Annotated in this window: 20 protein-coding genes and 1 other RNA gene (1 of these 21 running past the window's edge); 2 read left to right on the top strand and 19 right to left on the bottom strand. The window is 44.3% G+C overall.

The genetic code is table 11. From position 1 onward, the window contains the following. The 6 genes from H9Q76_RS03460 to purM all read right to left on the bottom strand — a co-directional run. Window positions 1–366, bottom strand: partial view of a hypothetical protein gene (locus H9Q76_RS03460; protein WP_021985637.1) — the 5' portion only. Its footprint begins 48 nt before the window's first position; 366 of the gene's 414 nt are visible here — the first part of the coding sequence; its start codon is at window positions 364–366; its stop codon lies beyond the left edge, outside the window. A gap of 127 nt (window positions 367–493) precedes the next feature. Then, on the bottom strand, window positions 494–2,929 hold the full coding sequence (locus tag H9Q76_RS03455) for an ATP-dependent Clp protease ATP-binding subunit (protein WP_249321619.1): 2,436 nt from the start codon (window positions 2,927–2,929) through the stop codon (window positions 494–496). After that, on the bottom strand, window positions 2,926–3,327 hold the full coding sequence (locus H9Q76_RS03450; protein ID WP_021985639.1) for a GntR family transcriptional regulator: 402 nt from the start codon (window positions 3,325–3,327) through the stop codon (window positions 2,926–2,928). Before H9Q76_RS03450 ends, H9Q76_RS03455 begins: the two co-directional genes overlap by 4 nt. An 18-nt stretch (window positions 3,328–3,345) precedes the next feature. Next, window positions 3,346–4,617: a phosphoribosylamine--glycine ligase gene (gene purD, locus H9Q76_RS03445; protein ID WP_118671115.1), complete on the bottom strand. Its 1,272-nt coding sequence runs from the start codon at window positions 4,615–4,617 to the stop codon at window positions 3,346–3,348. A 27-nt stretch (window positions 4,618–4,644) separates the two neighbouring features. Next, a complete protein-coding gene (gene purN / locus H9Q76_RS03440; protein ID WP_195541296.1) occupies window positions 4,645–5,238 on the bottom strand; it encodes a phosphoribosylglycinamide formyltransferase in 594 nt (197 codons plus the stop codon). Beyond that, entirely contained in the window at window positions 5,232–6,257 is a 1,026-nt protein-coding gene (purM, locus tag H9Q76_RS03435) for a phosphoribosylformylglycinamidine cyclo-ligase (protein WP_195541297.1), read from the bottom strand. The genes purN and purM overlap by 7 nt, the downstream gene beginning before the upstream one ends. Window positions 6,258–6,486: 229 nt before the next feature. On the opposite strand from purM, the gene H9Q76_RS03430 reads away from it, so the two are divergent. Further along, window positions 6,487–8,802, top strand: a complete 2,316-nt coding sequence (locus H9Q76_RS03430; protein ID WP_227573350.1) for a diguanylate cyclase domain-containing protein — start codon at window positions 6,487–6,489, stop codon at window positions 8,800–8,802. Here H9Q76_RS03430 and metF read toward each other — a convergent pair. The 6 genes from metF to H9Q76_RS03400 form a co-directional block, all read right to left on the bottom strand. Further along, the gene (gene metF, locus H9Q76_RS03425) at window positions 8,799–9,653 is read right to left on the bottom strand and encodes a methylenetetrahydrofolate reductase [NAD(P)H] (RefSeq protein ID WP_021985644.1); all 855 of its coding nucleotides are present in this window, start codon (window positions 9,651–9,653) and stop codon (window positions 8,799–8,801) included. The two genes, H9Q76_RS03430 and metF, sit on opposite strands and share 4 nt — an antisense overlap. A gap of 21 nt (window positions 9,654–9,674) precedes the next feature. Then, window positions 9,675–10,106 (bottom strand): acyl-CoA thioesterase, encoded by a 432-nt coding sequence (locus H9Q76_RS03420; RefSeq protein WP_021985645.1) that lies wholly within the window; start codon window positions 10,104–10,106, stop codon window positions 9,675–9,677. Further along, the gene (locus H9Q76_RS03415; RefSeq protein WP_021985646.1) at window positions 10,103–10,798 is read right to left on the bottom strand and encodes a hypothetical protein; all 696 of its coding nucleotides are present in this window, start codon (window positions 10,796–10,798) and stop codon (window positions 10,103–10,105) included. The genes H9Q76_RS03420 and H9Q76_RS03415 overlap by 4 nt, the downstream gene beginning before the upstream one ends. 79 nt (window positions 10,799–10,877) lie before the next feature. Beyond that, the gene (locus H9Q76_RS03410; RefSeq protein WP_021985647.1) at window positions 10,878–11,723 is read right to left on the bottom strand and encodes a sensor histidine kinase; all 846 of its coding nucleotides are present in this window, start codon (window positions 11,721–11,723) and stop codon (window positions 10,878–10,880) included. After that, window positions 11,710–12,450, bottom strand: coding sequence for a LytR/AlgR family response regulator transcription factor (locus H9Q76_RS03405; RefSeq protein ID WP_021985648.1), 741 nt, complete (start codon window positions 12,448–12,450; stop codon window positions 11,710–11,712). Before H9Q76_RS03405 ends, H9Q76_RS03410 begins: the two co-directional genes overlap by 14 nt. Before the next feature lie 20 nt (window positions 12,451–12,470). Continuing rightward, window positions 12,471–13,016 carry a nitroreductase family protein gene (locus H9Q76_RS03400; RefSeq protein ID WP_249321618.1) on the bottom strand — a complete coding sequence of 182 codons (546 nt, stop codon included), beginning with the start codon at window positions 13,014–13,016 and terminating at the stop codon, window positions 12,471–12,473. Between the two features lie 69 nt (window positions 13,017–13,085). Here H9Q76_RS03400 and rnpB point away from each other — a divergent pair. After that, an RNA gene (gene rnpB, locus H9Q76_RS03395) (RNase P RNA component class A) lies at window positions 13,086–13,433 on the top strand. Between the two features lie 16 nt (window positions 13,434–13,449). On the opposite strand, the gene H9Q76_RS03390 is transcribed toward rnpB, so the two are convergent. The 7 genes from H9Q76_RS03390 to H9Q76_RS03360 form a co-directional block, all read right to left on the bottom strand. Beyond that, window positions 13,450–15,135 carry a nucleoside kinase gene (locus tag H9Q76_RS03390; RefSeq protein ID WP_249321616.1) on the bottom strand — a complete coding sequence of 562 codons (1,686 nt, stop codon included), beginning with the start codon at window positions 15,133–15,135 and terminating at the stop codon, window positions 13,450–13,452. Between the two features lie 24 nt (window positions 15,136–15,159). Beyond that, on the bottom strand, window positions 15,160–15,957 hold the full coding sequence (locus H9Q76_RS03385) for a Nif3-like dinuclear metal center hexameric protein (protein WP_249321615.1): 798 nt from the start codon (window positions 15,955–15,957) through the stop codon (window positions 15,160–15,162). Next, entirely contained in the window at window positions 15,950–16,714 is a 765-nt protein-coding gene (locus H9Q76_RS03380; protein ID WP_249321613.1) for a tRNA (adenine(22)-N(1))-methyltransferase, read from the bottom strand. Before H9Q76_RS03380 ends, H9Q76_RS03385 begins: the two co-directional genes overlap by 8 nt. Continuing rightward, a complete protein-coding gene (gene rpoD, locus H9Q76_RS03375) occupies window positions 16,701–17,828 on the bottom strand; it encodes an RNA polymerase sigma factor RpoD (protein ID WP_227573353.1) in 1,128 nt (375 codons plus the stop codon). The genes H9Q76_RS03380 and rpoD overlap by 14 nt, the downstream gene beginning before the upstream one ends. Before the next feature lie 95 nt (window positions 17,829–17,923). Next, window positions 17,924–19,735, bottom strand: coding sequence for a DNA primase (gene dnaG, locus H9Q76_RS03370; RefSeq protein ID WP_021985654.1), 1,812 nt, complete (start codon window positions 19,733–19,735; stop codon window positions 17,924–17,926). 45 nt (window positions 19,736–19,780) lie between these two features. Further along, on the bottom strand, window positions 19,781–20,788 hold the full coding sequence (locus H9Q76_RS03365; RefSeq protein ID WP_117781196.1) for a deoxyguanosinetriphosphate triphosphohydrolase: 1,008 nt from the start codon (window positions 20,786–20,788) through the stop codon (window positions 19,781–19,783). A 145-nt stretch (window positions 20,789–20,933) separates the two neighbouring features. Then, window positions 20,934–22,073 (bottom strand): peptidylprolyl isomerase, encoded by a 1,140-nt coding sequence (locus H9Q76_RS03360; RefSeq protein WP_117781197.1) that lies wholly within the window; start codon window positions 22,071–22,073, stop codon window positions 20,934–20,936. Window positions 22,074–22,211: the final 138 nt, after the last annotated feature.

Raw genomic sequence — 22,211 nt, 5'->3', positions numbered from 1 at the left:
TACACTCAGATTCAGTTTGCCACCAAGGTTTGTCTTCATCTTTCCAACATATACCTTGTCAATATGAATCTTGTATTCCTTCTCAGCCTCTAACTCCAGCGTGATCTGGGAATCTTCTTCGCCTTCTACCACAAAATTCACTGCCTTATCTGTCGCGCGGAAGTCATGTACAACTGTACCAGGTACGGATTCATATACAAACATTCCATTTCTTTCCAGCTTCGTAATCTCACGGAAAGTTTTAATCTTATAGCTATCGCCCTGATACTGGAAGCCATCCTTCTTTGTCTTTGTTGCCAGTGCAAAATTACCAAAGCTCAAGGCTCCTGTCTCTTCTTCGCGGATCAGTTCATCAATCACTGCCATATTCTGTTCCTCCGTATTGTATTTTATAATTTCGTATCTCGAATTCGTTCTTGCTCAATTCTTTTTCATTATACAACAATTTTACATGAATTTCTACAAAATCTTACGTGGAATTTGTACAAAATTATTATTTTTTTGTGAACACAACTTTGCCATCCACCACGGTCATGCTTACCTTGTCGGATGCCTGAATCTTTCCGGACAGAATTTCCTCCGCCAGAGAATCTTCTATATTATTTTGAATTGCCCGTTTCAGTGGTCTTGCTCCATATTTCTTGTCGTAGCCTTTTTCGAAAATGAAGTTCTTCACTGTGTCGCCGTAGGTAAGTGTAATATCCATCTGTTTTGCCAGACGGTTCTTCAGCTCCTTCAGCATGAGCGCAGCAATCCCCTTGACATCCTCTTTCGAGAGTGCACGGAATACAATAATGTCATCAATACGGTTCAGAAATTCTGGTTTGAACATCCGCTTAATCTCTTCCATGACATTATTCTTCATATCTTTATGCTCGGACTCTGCATTTTCTATGTTAGAAAATCCCAATTTCTTCGGATCAACGATACGCTGTGCACCGGCATTACTTGTCATAATAATGATCGTATTCTTGAAATCCACGGTTCTTCCCTGTGAATCTGTGATACGTCCATCATCGAGTACCTGCAACAGCACATTAAACACATCCGGATGTGCCTTCTCAATCTCGTCAAACAAAATTACAGAATATGGATTCTTCCGTACCTGTTCGGAAAGCTGTCCACCCTCTTCAAAACCGACATAGCCCGGAGGCGAACCTATCATCTTCGATACGCTGTGTTTTTCCATATATTCAGACATATCCACACGGATAATCGCATTTTCATTGCCAAACATCGCTTCCGCAAGTGCCTTAGACAATTCTGTCTTACCAACACCAGTTGGTCCAAGGAACAAAAATGATCCAATCGGACGCTTCGGATCTTTCAAGCCAACTCTGCCACGGCGGATTGCCTTTGCCACAGTTTCCACCGCCTCATTCTGTCCCACCACACGCTTATGCAGAATCTCTTCCAGCTTCAACAACCGCTGAGACTCCGTCTGAGTAATCTTGCTGACCGGGATTTTTGTCCATACAGAAACAACATCCGCGACATCCTCTTCTGTCACAAGCATCTGTTCCTGCTCTTTTTCGCGCATGTTATATTTGGTCTTTTCGATTTTCTTATCTGTCTTATCCAGATCCTTCTTCAATGCCTGTGCCGCTTCGATATCGCCCTCTGCAAGCGCAGCCTCCAGCGCCTCTTCCAGATTATGGCGTGTCTCTTCTGCCTTCTTCGCCGTCTTATTTCCTGCAAAAATGCCGAGTTTCTTTCTCGAAGCCGCCTCATCGATCAGATCAATTGCCTTATCTGGCAGGAACCGGTCATTGATATAACGGATTGCATAATCCGTTGCCGCCTCTAACGCATCATCGGAAATGGTTACCCCATGATGTTCCTCGTACTTGCTACGCAAGCCCTGCAAGATGGCAATCGTCTCCTCACGCGTCGGTTCCTCCACATAAACTGGCTGAAACCGCCGTTCTAGCGCTGCATCTTTCTCGATATACTTCCGGTATTCTGTCCGCGTCGTCGCACCAATCATCTGCACTTCGCCACGGGACAATGCCGGCTTCAGGATATTAGACGCATCCATCGCGCCCTCGGCACCACCTGCGCCAATCAGCGTATGCAGTTCATCCACAAATAAAATTACATTTCCGGCAGCACGCACTTCCGCGATCACACGTTTGATACGCTCCTCAAACTCTCCACGATATTTCGAACCTGCCACCATACCAGACAAATCCAGACTCAAAATACGCTTGTCTGCGAGAATCTCCGGTACTGTGCCAGATGCGATCATCTGTGCCAGTCCCTCTACAACTGCGGTCTTACCAACACCCGGTTCTCCAACCAGACATGGATTGTTCTTCATACGGCGACACAGAATCTGCATCACGCGTTCCACTTCTGCATTTCTGCCAACAACAGGATCTAACCGGTCTTCCCGTGCTGCTTCCGTCAGATCACGGCTGTATTGCTCCAAAGTCGGAAATGAGGATTTCTTCTTGTTCTTTGGGTTGCTTAATGCGCCAAGCTCCCGTTTTGCCTGTGTCATATCCATACCAAGTGCCACTAATGTGTCCACAAAAGTTTTCTTTAAATTGACTGCCATCGAGTTTAAAAGCTTGATGGCAAGTGTATCTTCGGATTTTAAAATAGCAAGTAAAATATGCTCCGTACCGATCTTCTCGTTACGCAGCCTGTCCGCTTCTTTTTCTGCCTGTTCCAAAAGTGTATTCAGCTTATCTGAATACACAAGTGTCTTTATCTTCTTCGTTCCACTGTTTTGTTCCAGATATTTTAAAACAAAGGATTCGTCTGCCCCATTCTCCGCGAGAATCTTCCACGCAGTCACCCACGGACAGCTTAGCATACCATAGAGCAGATGCTCGGTACCGATATAGCTGAACTTCATCTGATGGGCAGTCTCCTCCATCACAGCAAGCACCTCCTGTGCCTGCTCTGTATATTCCAGTCTCATGTTTCTTTGTTACCTCCGTTTGCAATGTCGCCAAATTCTTTATACATATCCGTTATAATCTGGTGCATTTCAGCAAGACTGATATCTTTGCATATTGCCTCCGCAACCAGCATCTGCATATCCAGATTGACCTTTTCGAGCTGTTCCTTGCGCGACTCTACCGTCACGCAGACAACAGCTCCTTTTCTACGGTCAAGCTTCAGATATCCGTCATTTCGAAGTAATGCATATGCTTTGTTTACTGTGTGCATATTCACACCGATATCTTCCGCCAATTGCCGAACAGACGGCAACGACTCACCATTCTTGATTTTATCCTGTGCAATTCCCAGTATGATCTGATTCCGCAACTGCATATAAATTGCCTCGTTGCTGTTAAAATCAAGTTCAATGAACATAAAATTCCTTCTTCCTAATTACTGTTCATCGATGGCCTTACCAATATCATGTCGCATATATTTGTTCTCAAACTGAATCCATTCTGTTGCTTTATATGCGTTCGCACGTGCCTCTACCAATGTCTTTCCCTTCGCTGTCACACCTAATACACGGCCACCATTTGTTACAATTCCTTTATCTGTCTGTTTAGTTCCTGCATGGAATACATAGTATCCTTCTTTATCCTTAAATGTATCCAGACCGTCAATCACAAATCCCTTGTCATAATGCTCCGGATATCCGTCTGATGCGAGAACAACGCAGACAGCTGCCTGCTCGTCAAACTCCAGCTCTACCTCATCGAGCTTGCCATCGATACAGGCTTCCATCACATCAATGATATCGTTCTTCATACGTGGAAGTACAACCTGTGCCTCTGGATCGCCAAATCTCGCATTGTACTCCAGCACACGCGGACCATCTGGTGTCAGCATCAGACCACAGAATAAAATTCCTGTGAAATCTCTGCCCTCTGCCTTCATCGCATCCATTGTCTTCTGGTAGACATGTTCCTTGCAGAATTTGTCTACATCATCTGTATAGAATGGGCTTGGTGAGAATGTTCCCATACCACCGGTGTTAAGTCCCTGATCGCCGTCCTTCGCACGCTTGTGATCCTGTGCAGAAGCCATCGGCTTGATATGCGTTCCATCGCAGAAGCAGAGTACGGATACTTCCCGTCCTGTCATGAACTCTTCAATAACAATCTTATCTCCGGCAGAGCCAAACTGCTTGTCGAGCATCAATGTCTTGACGCCCTCCTTCGCCTCTTCAAGAGTGTTGCAGATCAACACACCTTTGCCAAGTGCAAGACCATCCGCCTTCAGTACGATTGGCATCTTGGCTGTCTCTAAATATGCAAGTGCCGCATCTGCATTATCAAATGTCTCATAGGCTGCAGATGGGATTCCATACTTCTTCATCAGGTCCTTGGAAAATGCCTTCGATCCTTCGATAATTGCTGCATTGGCTCTTGGTCCAAACACACGGATTCCAGCATCCATAAAAGCATCTGCAACACCGGCAACAAGCGGATCATCCGGTCCGACGATTGCAAGATCAATTTCCTTTTCCTTTGCGAATGCAACCAGTTTCTCTGCATCCATTACCGATATATCTACACAGGTTGCAAGCTGTGCAATACCTGCATTTCCAGGAGCTGCATAGAGCTCTGTCACACGTTTGCTCTGACTACACTTCCACGCAATGGCATGTTCTCTGCCACCGCCACCTACGATAAGTACTTTCATGATTTCCTCCTTTATTCGGTTCTATTCCTATGCTTCACCATTTGCGATCATATTGATAGCTGCCGGAAGTAACTTCCACTCCGCCTCTTCCATCACACGTCTCTGCAGAATCTCCGGTGTATCTCCCGGTTTTACTTCGACTGCTTTCTGCAGAAGAATCGGGCCGGTATCCGTTCCCTTATCCACGTAATGCACGGTTGCACCGGTCAGCTTAACGCCACGGGCAAGTGCTGCCTCATGCACCTTCAATCCATAATACCCGGTTCCACAGAACGATGGAATCAGGGATGGGTGAATGTTGATAATCCTATTCTCATATTCCTCGATCATAGCTTCCGGAATCACAACCAAAAATCCCGCAAGTACAATCAGATCCGGCTTATATGCCCGGATTGTGGTAAGCAGTCCTTCATTAAATGCCGCACGGTTCTCGTAATCCTTTGGGGATACAACCTTTGCATCAATACCTGCTTTCTCTGCACGTTCCAATGCGCGCACACCATAATTGTTGCTGATCACACCGACCAGCTCTGTATTCGTGATCGTACCATCTGCAACAGCATCAATGATTGCCTGCAGATTCGTTCCGCCACCGGACACGCACACGACAACTCTTAGCATAATTCGACTCCTTTTTCTCCTGCCTTTGTCTCACCGATCACCCATGCCTTATCGCCAGTCTTCTCCAAAGCAGCAAGTGTTTTATCTACATCGGCAGCATCTACGGCAAGTACCATACCAATACCCATATTATATGTGTTGTACATCATCTTTTCTTCAATATCGCCAGTCTTTGCAAGAAGCTTGAAGATTGCTGGTACTTCATAGCTGTCCTTCTTCACGCTTGCAACAATACCGTCTGGCAGCATACGTGGAATATTCTCATAGAATCCACCACCTGTGATGTGGCTGCAGCCCTTGATTGTCACGCCCGCTTCCTTTACACCGCGAAGTGCCTTCACATAGATTCTTGTCGGCGCAAGCAATGCCTCTCCAAGTGTTGTTCCAAGTTCATCATAATAGGTAGAAAGGCTTTCCTTTGTCATATCAAATACTTTGCGGACAAGCGAGAATCCGTTGCTATGTACACCCGTTGATGCAATACCAATCAACGCATCACCCGGCTTGATGTTCTGTCCTGTGATCATATCCTTCTTATCGCAAACACCAACTGCAAATCCTGCAAGATCATACTCATCCTCCTGCATCAGTCCCGGATGCTCCGCGGTCTCACCACCGATCAGTGCAGCATCTGACTGTACACAGCCTTCTGCGACACCGCTGACGATCGTTGCGATCTTCTCCGGATAATTCTTTCCGCATGCAATATAGTCCAGGAAGAACAATGGCTCTCCACCTGCACAGGCAATATCATTGACGCACATTGCAACTGCATCAATACCGATTGTATCATGCTTATCCATCACCATCGCAAGCTTTACTTTCGTTCCACAGCCGTCTGTTCCGGATAACAAAACCGGCTCTTCCATATCCTTTATCGTGCTTAATGAAAATGCTCCGGAAAATCCACCAATGTTGGTCAGCACTTCTTTTCGCATCGTCTTCTTGATATGCTCTTTCATCAGTTCTACAGACTTGTAACCTGCCTCGATATCAACGCCAGCTTTTTTGTAATCCATAATCTTATCCTCCTGTTTTGGGCGAACCCTGTCTTCTTTTCATACTCGATAATTATAGTCGATATAGAACAGTTTGTAAACCTTGAAAATGTGTATTTTTTATGTCGGATTTTGTTGAATTTTCAGCGTATATATGCTACTTTTATAAGTGGGTGTTACTATTTTATTATCAGGTCTTTGTGCACAGGGTCTGTGCCGCGATAAAGACTTTCGGGGGTGTAATAATTTTATGAAGAAAAGCAACAAACGGCTAAACATTGGTTTTTTCACTTGTCATCTGGATAACGACTATGCTTACGAGGTTTGTAAAGGTGTCGATTATGCAGCAAAAGAACTTGACGTTAATCTGATCGTCTTTCCGGGCATGTATATGAACGCATCATATAATGATCCGAAAAATGCGCGGTTTGACTACCAGTATAATTCTATTTTTTATTATGCATCCAAGCATACACTGGATGCCCTGATCGTTTCGATTGGTTCAATCGGAAGCTTCCTGTCAGAAAACGATATGATTGCATTTTTGAAGAATTTCAATATTCCAATCCTCACGATTGAGATTGAAGTTCCAGGCTACCCATATCTGTATACAGAAGGTCGTACCGGCATGCGGCAGGCAATCGAGCATCTGATCACCGAACATCATAAGACAAAAATCGGTTTTGTCAGCGGAAGAAGAGAAAATGCAGACGCAAAAGAACGTCTGGATACCTACTGCCAAGTTCTGATGGATCATAACATTCCGGTAGAAGAAGACCGTATTGTGTATGGAAATTTCTCAGAATTTACTGAGGATATTGTAAATAATCTGCTGGATGCAAACCCGGATCTGGAAGCGATCGTCTTCGCAAACGATTCAATGGCAATCGGCGGTTACAACGCCATCAAAGCAAGGGGACTGGAAATTGGCAAGGATATTCTTGTGACTGGTTACGATGATGCCCCTGCTGCACTGGTATTAGATCCACCACTTACAACCGTTCATAACCATATCATCGACATGGGCTACCATGCCGTATACGAAGTATTGAATTTACTCGACCACGGAAGTACAAGCACAAGTATTTTAAGTTCCAGCCTGATCGTTCGTTCTTCGTGTGGCTGCGGCAATTATAAATTAAACAAAGCCAAGGAGCTGACTTCCGTTTTTGCAGCCAACGATCTGCAGAAAGCCAAAAATTATGTCTTAAATTATCTCTTTGATGATTACAAAGACAATTTCTACTACGAGGAACTGATTGAGCGGTTCTCAGAACCTTTGGAACTCATTTTAAAGCCGGTTGCGGATGGTTCCATGGCATTTGACGCTGCCGCTATTTCCGGTAGTCTGCTGGCCTTGATTGCCACAGACTTTGTCGACCTGTACTTCAGCAACGACAAGCTCACTCATGCGATACGCGAGTTGAATCAGTTGCTCTGTTCCCTCGTGGATGACAACAACCGGTGCAAGATTATGCGGTTATTCAACCAGCTTTATTCTGATATGCTGGCAAAATCGTCAAGCACCTTATATAACACGATTCACGATCACAAAAAGGCTGTGTGGTCCTCTATGTACATCACAAGAGATACACTGACATATAGTGACGACGAGGAATCCTGCTTCCGTCTCATCATGGATAAATTACAGGATGCACATTTTATAAGCTCCTATATGTACATCTATGAAGATCCAGTCATGCTGATGTCTGACGGTTCATGGAAGATTCCAAAGAACCTTTATCTTCAGGCATGCAACAATAACGGAAAAACCGTATACTTAAGCGGGGACGACCGATTGATTTCTTCGGATAAATTATTCTTCAACCAGTACACGTCCTATGACCGTCGGCGTACCCTCGTGATCACGCCACTGTTTACAAATAATATCCAATATGGATTGTTCGTCGGCGAGATTGGCATCGAGCATTTCCAGAATATCTATCCAAACAGTTTACAGCTTGCAACTTCATTGAACTTTATTTCTCTGATGAAGCAGCAGCTTCTTACCCAGAGCAAGCTTGCCAGCTCCGCATCTGAGCTGAGTGAAAAAAACAAGTTATTAAACAAACTGTCAATCACAGATGGTCTGACCGGCATTAACAACCGTCGCGGATTCTTAGACAGTGTACAGCACCTTGTCAACTCTTCCTACAACGAAGGAAAACCTGCTATGCTACTGTTTGCTGATATGGATAATCTAAAGCAGGTCAATGACCGCTTCGGACACAAAAATGGCGATTATGCAATCAAGAGCATTGCCCAGATCCTGCAGCAGAGCTTCGACACTGACGACGTCATCGGACGTATCGGCGGCGATGAGTTCGTAGCATTTTGCTTCCTAGACGATCCACACACACCGGATCATCTGTGCAGCAAAATAAAAGCGCTCTCCGAACATCTCAACGAGACGAACGGAAAGCCGTATTATGTCGATATCAGTTTGGGTGTTTCTACCTTCATCTGTAACCCGACATTGAACATCGAGGATGTTCTGCATCAGGCAGACGAATCGCTGTATGAACACAAGAAAAATAAACGAAAAGACGTATTGAAGCCAGTTTAAAAGCTGGCTTCATAAATTTGTTTTGTCACATCTGCTTTATTCATCGAATAAATATGTACGCCGGCAACGCCGTGTTTCTTGAGATCCAGAATTTGATTCACGGCATATTCAATGCCGGCTTTCTTCATATCTTCTGGATTCTCGCCGTACTTTGCGATCATATTACTCATTTCTACCGGAACCGAAGAGCCGGACAACGTTACACTCGTACCGAGCTGCTTTGCCGCTGTCACTGGCATAATACCTGCATGCACCGGAATATCAATGCCCGCTTTCTCCAATTTATCCATAAAAGAATAAAATGCGTTATTATCAAAAAACATCTGTGTGATCAGACAGTTCAATCCCAGATCTACCTTCTGTTTCAAATGTTGGATGTCCTCTTCCTGATTCTTAGACTCCGGGTGTACCTCTGGATAGCAGGCACCCGCGATAAAGAAATCTCCATTTTTCTTGATCTCTGGAATCAGATCGGTTGCATACTTAAAATAGCGCTGGTCGAATTCCTCCTGTGACATTGTTCTCGGCTTATCGCCACGCAATGCCAGAATATTCTCCACGCCTTTCTTTTTTAACTCAAACAGCAATGCACGAAGGCTTGCTTCATCCATACCGACCGCTGTCATATGCGCAAGCGCTTCCACCTCACAGATATTCTGAATATACGCTGCAATCGTTGCCGTTTTCTTACTGTTACTACCACCGGCACCATAAGTCACACTGATAAAATCCGGTTTCAATGTCTTAATCTCATCCAGTGTTTTATAAATCTGATAGATGTCATCATCACGCTTTGGCGGAAAAACCTCACACGAAAATACGACGCCCTTATGTTCCTTTTCCTGTATCATGTCATTCTCCTTTTGTATTTCCTAATATGCTTCCGGATTTGCCATCAGCAACAGCTTGTCATATAATTCCGGTGCTTCTTTTTTCAGACTGACCGGTTTGAAATCATTGTTTAAAAAGCAATGTGCTGTCGTTGCCGTATGCTTGACCGTCTTCATCCCTTCATCATAGATTTTGTAACTGATATAAAATTTGTATGCACTAACCTTGTAAATATCTGGAACTACCTTTACCACTTCTCCAAACTTCAGGCTCTCCGTGAATTTCTCAGATAACTCCAGCACAGGAATCATATATCCCATGCGTTCCAGCTCCGCATATGGCAGTCCGTAATACGCCATCATATCGATACGGCAGTCTTCCAGAATCCGCGCATAATTCGAATGATGTACAACCCCCATCCGGTCTGTCTCGTAATAATGAATGGTTCTTTCATAATATGGATATCTCGTCATGACTTCTGTTCCTTTTCTTCTTTTCCTGTTTCTTCTTCATATTCCAATTTCACAGGCTTCTTTTTCGCCGCTGCAAGCTTTACCTTGTTCTTCTCATCATATAACTCATTCGAGAGAAGCTGTCCAAGCTCCAGAATCTGTGCATAACGTTCTTCCTTGCTGAGTTCCTTGAGATTGCCCATCAACTCTGCTTTATTTTCTGCTACGATCCGAGTCTTTTCCTCCAACGTCTCTACCATCTTCGCATACTGCTGTTTCACCAGATCATACGAATCTGCCAACAGATCATTTACCTCCGTGAGCATCTCATCTGTGTAGATCAAAGATGCCGCATAGATGTCTCCGGCAGTCCGTAACGCTTCCCGATCCTCCGGCTCCAAATCGCCCGGATGAAATGCAGGAAGTGTGGACATCCGTTTTGTCACACGGATACGGCTGGCGTTCTGCTCCGCCTGCGTCAGAATTTCTTCTGCTTCCTTCTTTGCCTCTGTCAGAATCTTACCTTTCCGGTCATTGACTTCCCGGTAAATTTTCAGCTCGCCCTGTACGATATTTTCTAATTCCCGCAACAATCGTATTGTCTCTTCTTTATTAACCGATACCTTACCTGGCGCAAATGGAACATTTTGTCCATTCTCAACGCTATCGATCAGCTGCTCTATAATCTGATCTGTTCTTCCTTTTTCTATCATTGCTTTTGTCTACTTTCTTCTATATTTCATTCCGTCTTTTGCAAAACTCATTTTAATATACAAGCTTTTATTTTATATTTCAACCCTTTTGCATCGGAAATGAGACACAGGAATGAAATGCATCATCCTCTTCAAACATCTGCAGGCTGCCTTCCAGCTGCTTTACAATATGTCGAACGCTCTTCAATCCAATTCCGTGCTGTTGTTTATCTTTCTTCGTGGATTGCAGTTTTGGATTATGATGTAACACTGATGCATTTACCGTATTGATAATGTCGATATAATACATGCCCTTTTCTTCATACATCTCAAGCTGCACCTTGCGCAATTCCGCCTTCTCCGCAGCTTCCATCGCATTGTCCAGCAAATTGGATAACAGAATTGCAACATTCATGCTATCCTCCCGTGGCACTTCTCCGCTGATATGCATATCAAGCGTGATTGCATGCTGTTCCGCATAACTCAACTTGTCGTTCAACACGGCATTGATTTCTCCACTCGATTCATAATGAATCAAATTCATCTTTAACTGCCGATCCAAAATCTCTACCAGATGCAAGCGTGCCTGTTCATATTCTGCATTTTCAAGATAGCCTAAAATGATCAGAAGATAAGATTTCAAATCATGGTTCAGCCGTCTCGTTCGCTCATAAAGCTCACTCGTTCTTGAATACATCGTCCCTTCATGGTCGAGCTGTTTGTTCAGAATTTCGTTTTCTTCCGTATAATGCTGGGATTTGAAAATCGCATACAGACAGCTCGCGATCAAGATCCCCGCCAACAGCAGTACTACTAAGAAAATGATAATCCACGTATGCTCATGCTCTTCTGTCTCCGGATTCTGGATCAGAAGTGCCAGCAGGCACGCCAATCCAAGTGTCAAAGCGCACGCCAATGCGACAACCAGTCTTTTAAGAAATTGCATGGTACATCCTCCTGACATACTTTGCATGCATTTCTCTTACATGCTCTGTATATTTCCGACTGACCGGGATTGGTGTCCGGTCATCCAGCAACACCCGTTTTGTATTGATTGAATAGATATCCCGGATATTCACGATATATCCAACATGTGTGCGCACAAAGCCATAACGTTCCAGCCGTTCTGAAAAATCCGAGATTTTTGCACGAATCACCTGGTCATCTTTCCTTCGGAAATGTACGATCACATAATGCCGCTGACTTTCCAGATATGTAATATCACTGATTCGGATTTCCGCCTCGTCTTTTTCTATGAATATCTCTCCATACAAAGATTCTTCCCGAATCTCTTCAATCGCGCAAAGCAGCGCCTCCTCCAACTCTATGTGAAGGCGCTCCTTCCGGATAAACCGGAACGGTCTGTAATGAATCGCGGTAAATACCATATCTGCATGGTTTGTTACAAAGATTACTTTCACACGGCGTTCTGTCTGCTCCAGCCTTTTCGCAATCTCCATTCCATCGATTCCTGGCATATCAATATCCAGAAACAAAATATGCATGTCCTGCACAAGCGCAAAGCTCTTCAGGATATCATTTCCGCTTTTAAATGCCTGTATCTGATAGGTACATCCCTTTTCCCTTGCTTTTTCTTCCAGCAGCAGGAGTTCCCGGTTTATGATCTCTATATCCTTATCATTGTCATCGCATACTGCTATCTTTAATATCATATCTAAAACTCACATTACTACTAATCTATATAACTGATCAAATCTGCTGTCTCTTTTCTCGGTGTGGCATCCGGTGTAAATTTCGGAAATCCGATTGGGATCAAGGCTGCAACCGTCTTACCCTCTTCCAATCCGATTGCCTCTGCAACCTTCGCATCGTCAAATACGCCCATGATGCAACTTCCAATACCCTTATCATAAGCAGCCAGGCTAAATGTCATTGCCGCAATACCTGCATCAAACATCTCCCAGCCAGTACCCTTGCTTGTGGAGAAGCTTCCATCCTTCTCATACCCGCATCTGCCATTCACCTGGGTCAATACAACCAGATTTTTACACTTGGACAGTGTCTTTGCGTTGTGCTCAAATCCAAGCAGACAATCGTCACAGATTTTCTTTATAATTTCTTCATTCTGAATCAATATGTAGCGAAGCGTCTGTGTATTCTTCCATGTCGGAGCCATTTTTGCAGTGTCAATGATCTCTTCAAACAGTTCATGACTGATCAGCTCGTCCGTATACCGTCTCACACTTCTTCTTGTCTTTAATCCTTCTAATAATTCCATCGTTTCATCCTCCTAATATTTTATTTTTGCTTGAATCTATATTCAAGTTATGGTACTCTAATCACTGCGTAAGTCAGATAAGTGATTGCGGCTGCCACATCGGCAGGTGAGGAAAGTCCGGGCTCCATAGGGCAGGATGCCGGATAACGTCCGGTGGAGGTGACTCCCAGGCCAGTGCAACAGAAATAAACCGCCTCTGTCTTCGGACACGAGGTAAGGGTGGAAAGGCGAGGTAAGAGCTCACCGCTGTTCTGGTAACAGGGCAGGCTCTGTAAACCCCATCCGGAGCAAGACCAAACAGAAAACCATACAGTTGCCCGCTGTGTTTTCAGGTAGGTTGCTTGAGCCTTACGGTAACGTAAGGCCTAGATAGATAATCACTCTCGACATAACCCGGCTTATCGTCTGGCTTACGCTTTTAATTTCTTTCTGCTTAAACGTCGAAACAACCACCACCAACAAATTCCCGTAAAATCGAATTCGTCGGAATATTCGTCACTTCCATTCCAAGGAAATAATCTAAAAACTTCAACAGACGTTTTGCCTCATAATATTCATCGCAATCCTTTGGTACCGAGAACAAAAGTGGCTCCGCATACTGTTTGATCACACTCAGCTCGTAGATCAGTGCAGAGTTAAACATCACATCTGCTTCCTCCTGATAAGGGAAGATATATTTTTCTTCGCCGCGTCGCACTGATGGCCACATCGCAATCGTCTCGCGCGCATCATTTCCGCGTGTACGCGCATCCCGGACAATTCGTCGAATCAATCTTCCATCTGTCGTAGGTATCCGGTTATGGTCATCAATGTTGATCTGCGTCAGCGCACTGATGTAAATCTTGAATTTGCTATCATCAGAAAGTCCTTCTGTCATCAGCGGATTTAGTGCATGGATACCTTCTGCAACCAACACATCTCCTGCATTCAGTTTTAGTTTTTTGCCTTTATATTCCTTTCTTCCCTGTTTGAAATTAAACGTTGGAATTGAAATTTCTTCTCCAGCAAGCAGTTTCTTCATATCCGAATGGAACAGATCAAGATCCACCGCCTCAATGCATTCAAAATCGTAATTACCATTCTCATCCTTCGGTGTATGCTCCCGATCCACAAAATAATTATCAAGCGCAAGGGGATACGGACGCAGACCATGTGCACGAAGCTGTACACTTAATCGATGAGAAAATGTCGTTTTTCCGGAAGAACTCGGTCCTGCGATTAAAACAATCTTCTTTTCCCCTGCGCGGATCATATCAGCAATCTGTGCAATCTGTTTTTCCTGCAATGCCTCATGGACAAGCATCAGTTCCCGGATATCTCCCTTTGTAATACACTCATTCAACTGTCCAACATTGCTGACATCCAGCGTCTGGCTCCACTCATCCGACGTCTTCAATACAGAGAATAATTTCTCCCGTGGTTCAAACTCCGGTATGATTTCCGGTTCTTCCCGTGTTGGTGCCATCAGCATAAATCCCGTATCATACGGAACAAGATCATAACAGGTTATATAACCGGTTGACGGTACCATATATCCATAAAAATAATCCTCATAATCTTCAATACTGTACAGGTTTGCCTTAGACACACGTCTGTATCGGAATAAACGTTCCTTATCAAAGCGTCCCTGTTTTGCAAACCGCTGTACTGCTTCCTCTGTGGAAACCGACTCCTTGATGATCGCAATATCCTTACGAACCAATTCATTCATACGATTTTTCACGCGGAATAAGATATCTTTTGTCACCGGAACTTCCTCCGATACCATACGGTCACCCTCGCGGAAATTCTTCAGCAATCTGCAATAATACCCCTTGCCAAGCGAATACATTACCTTAACGCTGTAACCGCTTCCCATAACATCCGAAAATGCTTTCACCATAAGGAATGTCAGGCTTCGCTTATATGTGTCCATACCAATTACAGAAGTCTTCTCTACAAGCTTCAATTCCACATCTCGGTCTAACAGCTTTCCAAGCTCGCAAAGCTTCCGGTTGCAAAATGCAAGCACATACTTCTGCTTATTCTCCTGCATATGCGCGTGTACAAATTCCGTGATTGCAGAAAATTTATCCACCTCATACACTTTTCCGTCCATCGTAACCTTGATTTTTTCCATAACACCCACTCCTTTCACGCACATCTATAAAATCGAAAACGGCACCCCAACGTCCGCGATTCCAATTTCAACATCCATACAATATCCTTTTAGATATTCATACATGATATGCATAAATATATGTTCCAAACCATAATGGGACGCATCCAGAATCGTAAGTCCCATCTCGTTTGCATCCAGCCCTTCATGATGTCCGATATCTCCTGTAATCAGACAATCTGCTTTTTTCTGCACTGCCTCGTTGATCACACTCTTCCCAGAGCCAGGGCAGATCGCAATTTTTTCCACCGTGTCATTTGGATTCCCATACAATAACACATTTTTTAAATCAAATTTTTCTTTGATTAAAGCTGCAAGCGCTGTTACAGTCGTTGCTGCTGGAAGATATCCAACCTCACCAATTCCTTCACCATCTTTCGTTTCTTCCAGCACTTCCATGTTCTGAAGTCCAAGCATCGCTGCTGCTTCCTTCGCCATACCGCCGATCGTGTCGAAATTTGTATGCATTGCATAGCAGGCAATTCCATGTTCAATCAGTTTTAAAATCTTCCGTCCAAGCACAGTCTCATCATTCACGCGATCTACTTTGCCAAAAATCATCGGATGATGGGATACAATCATATCTACGTTCTGCGCGACCGCAGCATCCACAATCTCTTCTGTAACATCGACAACCAGCATCAGCTTATGAACTTCTTTGTCCCGCCTGCCTACCAGTAATCCTACATGATCCCAATCCATCGCATACTCGATGGGTGCTTTCTTCTCCAACAACTGGATAATCTCATCACACCGCATTCTATCACCTCTCATCTCATCCATGATTCCACGTCATCGCGCGCGCAAGCAACAAAAGCTCCTCTTCCAACTCTTTCCGTCTTCGTTTCGAAGATACTGTATCCTGCAGAGATAAACGATTCTGCAATTCCTGCATTTTATGCTGTTCTTCCAACAAATATTCCTGAAAAACCGGATTTTCCTTCCGAAGCAACGCCGGACCATACTTCAACTCCACATTATCCATCTGTGGCAGTTTCTTCGTTTCCGTGTTTTTTATTGCTTTGATTATTGTGTAAAACTTTCCATCTTCCCGCAAAAAATCCTCATCTATAATTATGTACCGCTCTTCCTGCAGATACGATCTAACCGCCTGCGGCTCTGACTGAGGCTGTAAAATCAGCCCAATCCCTGCATCCAGATGCGCTTTTCCATTTTGCAGAATAGTTTTCATGAGTTCTCCGCCCATTCCGGCTAGCACCGCCCATGTTGCTTCGCCCGGTTCTATAGCTTCAAACCCATTGGATAATCTCGTTTCTACACTTTTTTCAAATCCATATTCCTGAATATGTGTCTGCGCAATGGAGAGTGGTCCTTTCCGCACGTCCATCGCTATAACACGCTCTGCCAAGCCATCTCTTACACATGCCATTGATACAAACGCATGATCGCAGCCAATATCCGCCACACACGGAATCTTCCCGTGGGACAGCTTTTCCTGCTGAAGCATCGCAAGAATCGACTGCATACGGTTTGACAATGGTATTTTCTTGTCCCGATTCTGCATATTAGTCATTGGCATCCAGGTAATCCTTCAATTTTCTGCTCTTGCTAGGATGTCTTAATCTACGAAGTGCCTTTGCCTCAATCTGACGGATACGCTCTCTTGTAACCTGGAATTCCTTACCAACTTCCTCCAACGTTCTTGCACGTCCATCATCCATACCAAACCGCAAACGCAATACCTTCTGTTCTCGTTCTGTCAGTGTATCAAGCACCTCATTTAACTGATCACGCAGTAAGTTGCTCGCTGCCGCCTCTGCCGGCACTGGTACATTCTGATCCTGAATAAAATCGCCTAAATGACTATCTTCCTCTTCACCAATTGGCGTCTCCAGAGATACAGGCTCCTGTGAGATCTTTAAGATCTCCCGTACACGCTCTACAGAGATTCCCATACGCTCTGCGATCTCCTCCGGCAATGGTTCTCTTCCAAGTTCCTGCAGAAGCTGTCTGGACTCGCGAATCAGCTTATTGATTGTCTCTACCATATGCACTGGAATACGGATTGTTCTTGCCTGATCAGCGATTGCTCTTGTGATTGCCTGGCGAATCCACCATGTTGCATACGTACTGAACTTATATCCTTTTTCATAATCAAACTTCTCAACAGCTTTGATCAAACCAAGGTTACCTTCCTGAATCAGATCCAGAAACAGCATACCACGACCAACATAACGTTTTGCAATGCTGACAACCAGTCTGAGGTTCGCCTCTGCCAGCTTCTGCTTTGCCTTTTCATCACCGGCCTCCATCCGCTTTGCCAGTTCAATCTCTTCCTCCGCCGTCAGCAATGGCACCTTACCAATCTCCTTCAGATACATACGAACCGGGTCTTCGATGCTGACACCGTCTGGTACAGAGAGATCAATCTTCTCAATGTCAATATCTGCGTCCTCTGCGTCCTCCAGAATCATGTCATCTAAGATCTCATCGTCCTCCTCTGTCTCTGACAAAACAGCGACATGGTGTTCATCGAGATAATCGAAGATTTTTGTCATCATATCTGTATTAAGCTCAATATCCGGCTTTCCAACAAAATAGTTGACGATTTCTGTGTCAATCAATGTGTTATCATTTTTCTTCGCCATATCGACAAGATTGTCCAGATGCTCTTTCATCTGGTCTGAATTCATGATATTCTCGTTTGTCGCCTTTGTTGTCTGCTTTGTGTCCTTATCTGTTACTTTCTTTGCCATTTTAGGTTCCATCCTTCCATTGTGATTATATTCTATCCATTCTTTAACGAAATATGCAATTTCGTGAGTCTTGCCTTTTCAGCAATTACCTCCGGCAGTTTCTCCGGATTGTCAGCAATATGCGCAAGTTCATAATCAATCCGCGCCATCTTGACTTTTCTCACTAAATCATTGATCACCCGCTCTTTTTCATCCTCAGTGATCTCCACATCCAGCTCTGTCTGCAAAATCTTTGCAACCAGACGTTGTTTTTCTATATCTTCAAACAGATTTACGATTGCCGCCGGATTCACTGTTCCGCTATCGCGGTACTGGTCAAACAACCGTTTGGCTACCGTATGGTAATCCTCATCAATAAAGTCCTCCTCCGTCAGAATTCCTTCAAGTTGTCCAAACAGCTCTGGCTTTCCAACCATCCATGTGAGCAGCAACCGTTGTGGTTGCGTCTCCCGATCAGCCGCTTCATCCCTTGGATTCCGATTTCCTTCCGGTGGCGGCGTCGCAATCACTGGACGCGCCGTGTCATCCATATTGGTTGTCTGCGTCTGCAATCCAATCGTTCCATACCTTGTCACCATTGCTTTCAAATCTGCTGCATCTATCTTGTACTTCTCAGCGACCGCCTCAATATAACTATGCCGGACGACCGGTTCATCTAATGCAGATAATCGTTTTGCCGCCTCTTTTGTAAAACGGATTTTCTCTTCCGGATCTCTCAGGTTATACCCCTGTGCAATGCCGTCAATCTCAAATACAATTCCCGTCACCGCATCAGCAATCCGTCCTTCAAATGCTTCTTTTCCAAGATTATGTATGAACTCATCCGGATCCTTATACGGCTTCAGATCAATAATTCTGGTTGATATTCCAACTTCCCGCATAATGCCAATCGCCTTCATCGTCGCCTTGCGACCCGCGCCATCGCTATCGTACGCCAGATATACCTCATCGGTATATCGTTTTACAATTGTTGCATGTCCCATTGTAAGTGCCGTACCAAGAGATGCCGCCGCATTATCAAAGCCCGCCTGATGCATAGCGATGACGTCCATATATCCCTCGCATAAAATGATTCCCCGCCGTTTGGATCTGCGGGCAATATTCATTGCAAACAATGTATGACTCTTATCAAAAACTGCCGTTTCCTTGGTGTTAATATACTTTGGTGTTCCATCCCCCAGTACACGTCCTCCAAAGCCGACAACTTTTCCATTGATATCCATTATCGGCACCATCGCGCGGTTCCAGAACATATCCTGCCCGCCACGGCGTTCATCAATCCGCACCAATCCGGAATCCTTCATCTGTGCATCCGTATACCCCTGTTTCTTCAAATACTGGTACAAATCATTTTCATAAATATTCGCGTATCCTAGCCCAAACCGCTGAATCGTCTCGTCCGAGAATCCCCGGTCATGATAGTATTCCAGTGCGTGCTTACCGGCCGAGGTCGCAGTCAGTAAATAATTAAAATAAATCGCTGCTGTCCGGTTCATCTCCTTCAGAACCATCTTATAATTTTCTCTTTGCCGCTGTTCCCTGGAATAATTCTGTTCTGGCAAAGCAACACCCGCACGCTCCGCCAGCATCTTGAGTGCTTCTGGAAACGAGAAGTTCTCATATTCCATCACAAACGTGATCACATTTCCTCCAACGCCGCAACCAAAGCAATGATACATCTGCTTATCCCGGTTTACATGGAAGGAGGGTGTTTTCTCATGGTGAAATGGGCAGCACGCCATATAGGAATTTCCCCGGCGTTTCAAGGTCACATATCCACCGATCACATCCACAATATCATTGCGGCTCCGAACCTCTTCAATTATATCTTCTGAATAATACAACTGTCTTCCTCTATTCTTATCAACGGATTTTGAGCGACTCTATGGTTATTCCTTGCTCCACGACTTCGGAATAAATATCTTCTTTGCCATATCAATCGCATAATTATCCGTCATTCCTGCTATATAATCACAGATCACTGTTTCCTTCGGTTCTCCCTGTTCAATAAATCTCTGATATTCTGCCGGCAACCAGTCTTCATGCTCCATAAACTCTTCATACAGCATACCTATCAGGCGCTCTGCCTTCACTTCCTCGCTTTTTGCAACAGGATTGGTATACAGATCCTGAAACATAAATCTGCGCAGTTCCTGAAACGCCTGCTGATATTCCTTCGGCAAAACCACATCTTCCACATCATGGCTCGCTGTAACAACCGTATGAATCAATGTATTGATACGGTCACGTGTACTATGCCCCAAAAGGTTTGTACACTCAACCGGCAACATCTCCTCTGTCAATATCCCCGCACGTATTCCATCATCAATATCATGATTGACATATGCTATTTTGTCTGACAAACGGACAATCTTTCCTTCCAAAGTCGCCGGTTCGCATGCACTCCGATGATTCAAAATGCCATCCCGTACTTCCCATGTCAGATTCAATCCCGCGCCATTTTTCTCCAGATGCTCCACCACCCGAATACTTTGCTCATTGTGACAGAATGGCTTGGATGTATACTTAGAGAGTGCCCGTTCTCCAACATGACCAAACGGCGTATGTCCAAGATCATGTCCCAAAGCAATCGCCTCAACCAGATCCTCATTCAAAAACAGAGATCTGGCAATCGTCCGTCCAATCTGCGCAACTTCCAGCGTATGTGTCAGTCTGGTTCGGTAATGATCTCCGCCCGGAGACAAAAAAACCTGCGTCTTATGTTTCATCCGACGGAATGATTTGGAATGCAAAATCCGATCCCGGTCTCTCTGAAATTCTGTACGCAAATCGCATTTTTCTTCCTGCCTTACTCGTCCTTTTGTCCGATCCGCAAAGCAGGCACATGTACGATAGATTTGATGTTCTCTTTTTTCTAATTCTTCTCGAATTGTCAATCTTTTTCCCTTTCGTTCATGTCAAAACTCACCTATATAATATATTCCACACTTTTCTCATTTTCCCTTTATTTTTTTACAAAAAAATACGAAACAGTCTGTCGCAAACTGTTCCGTATTTGTATCTTTGACTAATAAATCATATTTAGTTCGATCCGGCACTGGATGTGGAAGAAGCTCCATTTAACAATCCGCCATCAGCCAGGGACTGTGCCAACCCAGACAAATCATAATCTGCCCACACAGTGCCTTCCATATCCTTCTCCGGGTCTACTTCGATACTACTCAACCATTGTGTCTCCAATTTCTCGAACTGGCTGTCTACTGTATCACTCGCAACCGCATATGCATAGTTCTTCAGCAGCTCTTCATCATGATCCGACTTCATATGAATCACCGCATATCCAAGCTCCTCTTCCAACACACCGGAGCACTCACCAGCCTTCAAATTCTCAACAGCTTTGTTCACGCTGTCAGTAAAGCTTCCAACATATCCGGTTCTCTCGAAATAGTAATTTGATACGCCATACTTTTGTGCAAGCGAAGCTGCATCTCCGCCAGCTTTCAGTTCCTCGAGCAGTGCCTCCGCATTCTCCTTAGCCTTCTCCTTGGCATCATCACTCACGTATTTATAGCTTCCATCTGTATTTGTTGCAGGGACATCGTCTTCCGTTGTCTCAACAGTCGGGAACAGAATATAATCAAAGATTGTGAAATTGTAATCCTTCACTTTCTCTTCTATATCAGACTGCACCTTTTTACCCATATCATTCTTGATATCATTCTCAAATTTAGACACATATGTCTGTTCTGTAAATACCTTGCGGACAACGTCCTCTGAGATACCATACTTCTCCAGAAGTCCATCCGGCATCGAGCCAAGGAAATTATCAATTGTATTATTCGTTGTTTCCATATCACTATCATCCAACGTTACATCATTATGCTGGGTAACATCGTACAAAATCTTGGTCGTACGAATCAAAGACAACGTCTGTTCCTTGTATGTATCCGGATTTGCCTTTACTGATGCCAGTGTTCCATTGTTCGTAACCATTGCCTGAATCGCATACACCAGAAGTTCATCCATATATATATCATAATCGCCAATCACCATGACCTTTGTTGTAGATGCCTCTTCCTGTGTCATCGTACCGACATTGGACGATTCCTTCTTCGAACTGCTCAGTCCATTACTACAACCAGTCAACGATGCTGCAGCCATGCTCAATGCAAGCACAGAAGCAACCGCCTGTTTCTTTAAATACTTTTTACCTTTAATCATTTTGGTCCTCCAACCCTTTCTTTATATGCATGTTCTATTTTACTTTTCTTTTTGTCTATCGTCAACTCTTTTCACAGTAAATACACAGAAAGCGATCATTTATCAGGCATAAAAAAAGGACCGCTTGCGCGATCCTTT

The organism is Wujia chipingensis (assembly GCF_014337155.1).
Classification (GTDB): domain Bacteria; phylum Bacillota; class Clostridia; order Lachnospirales; family Lachnospiraceae; genus Coprococcus_C; species Coprococcus_C hominis.
This window is presented reverse-complemented; position numbering and strand designations above follow the sequence as displayed.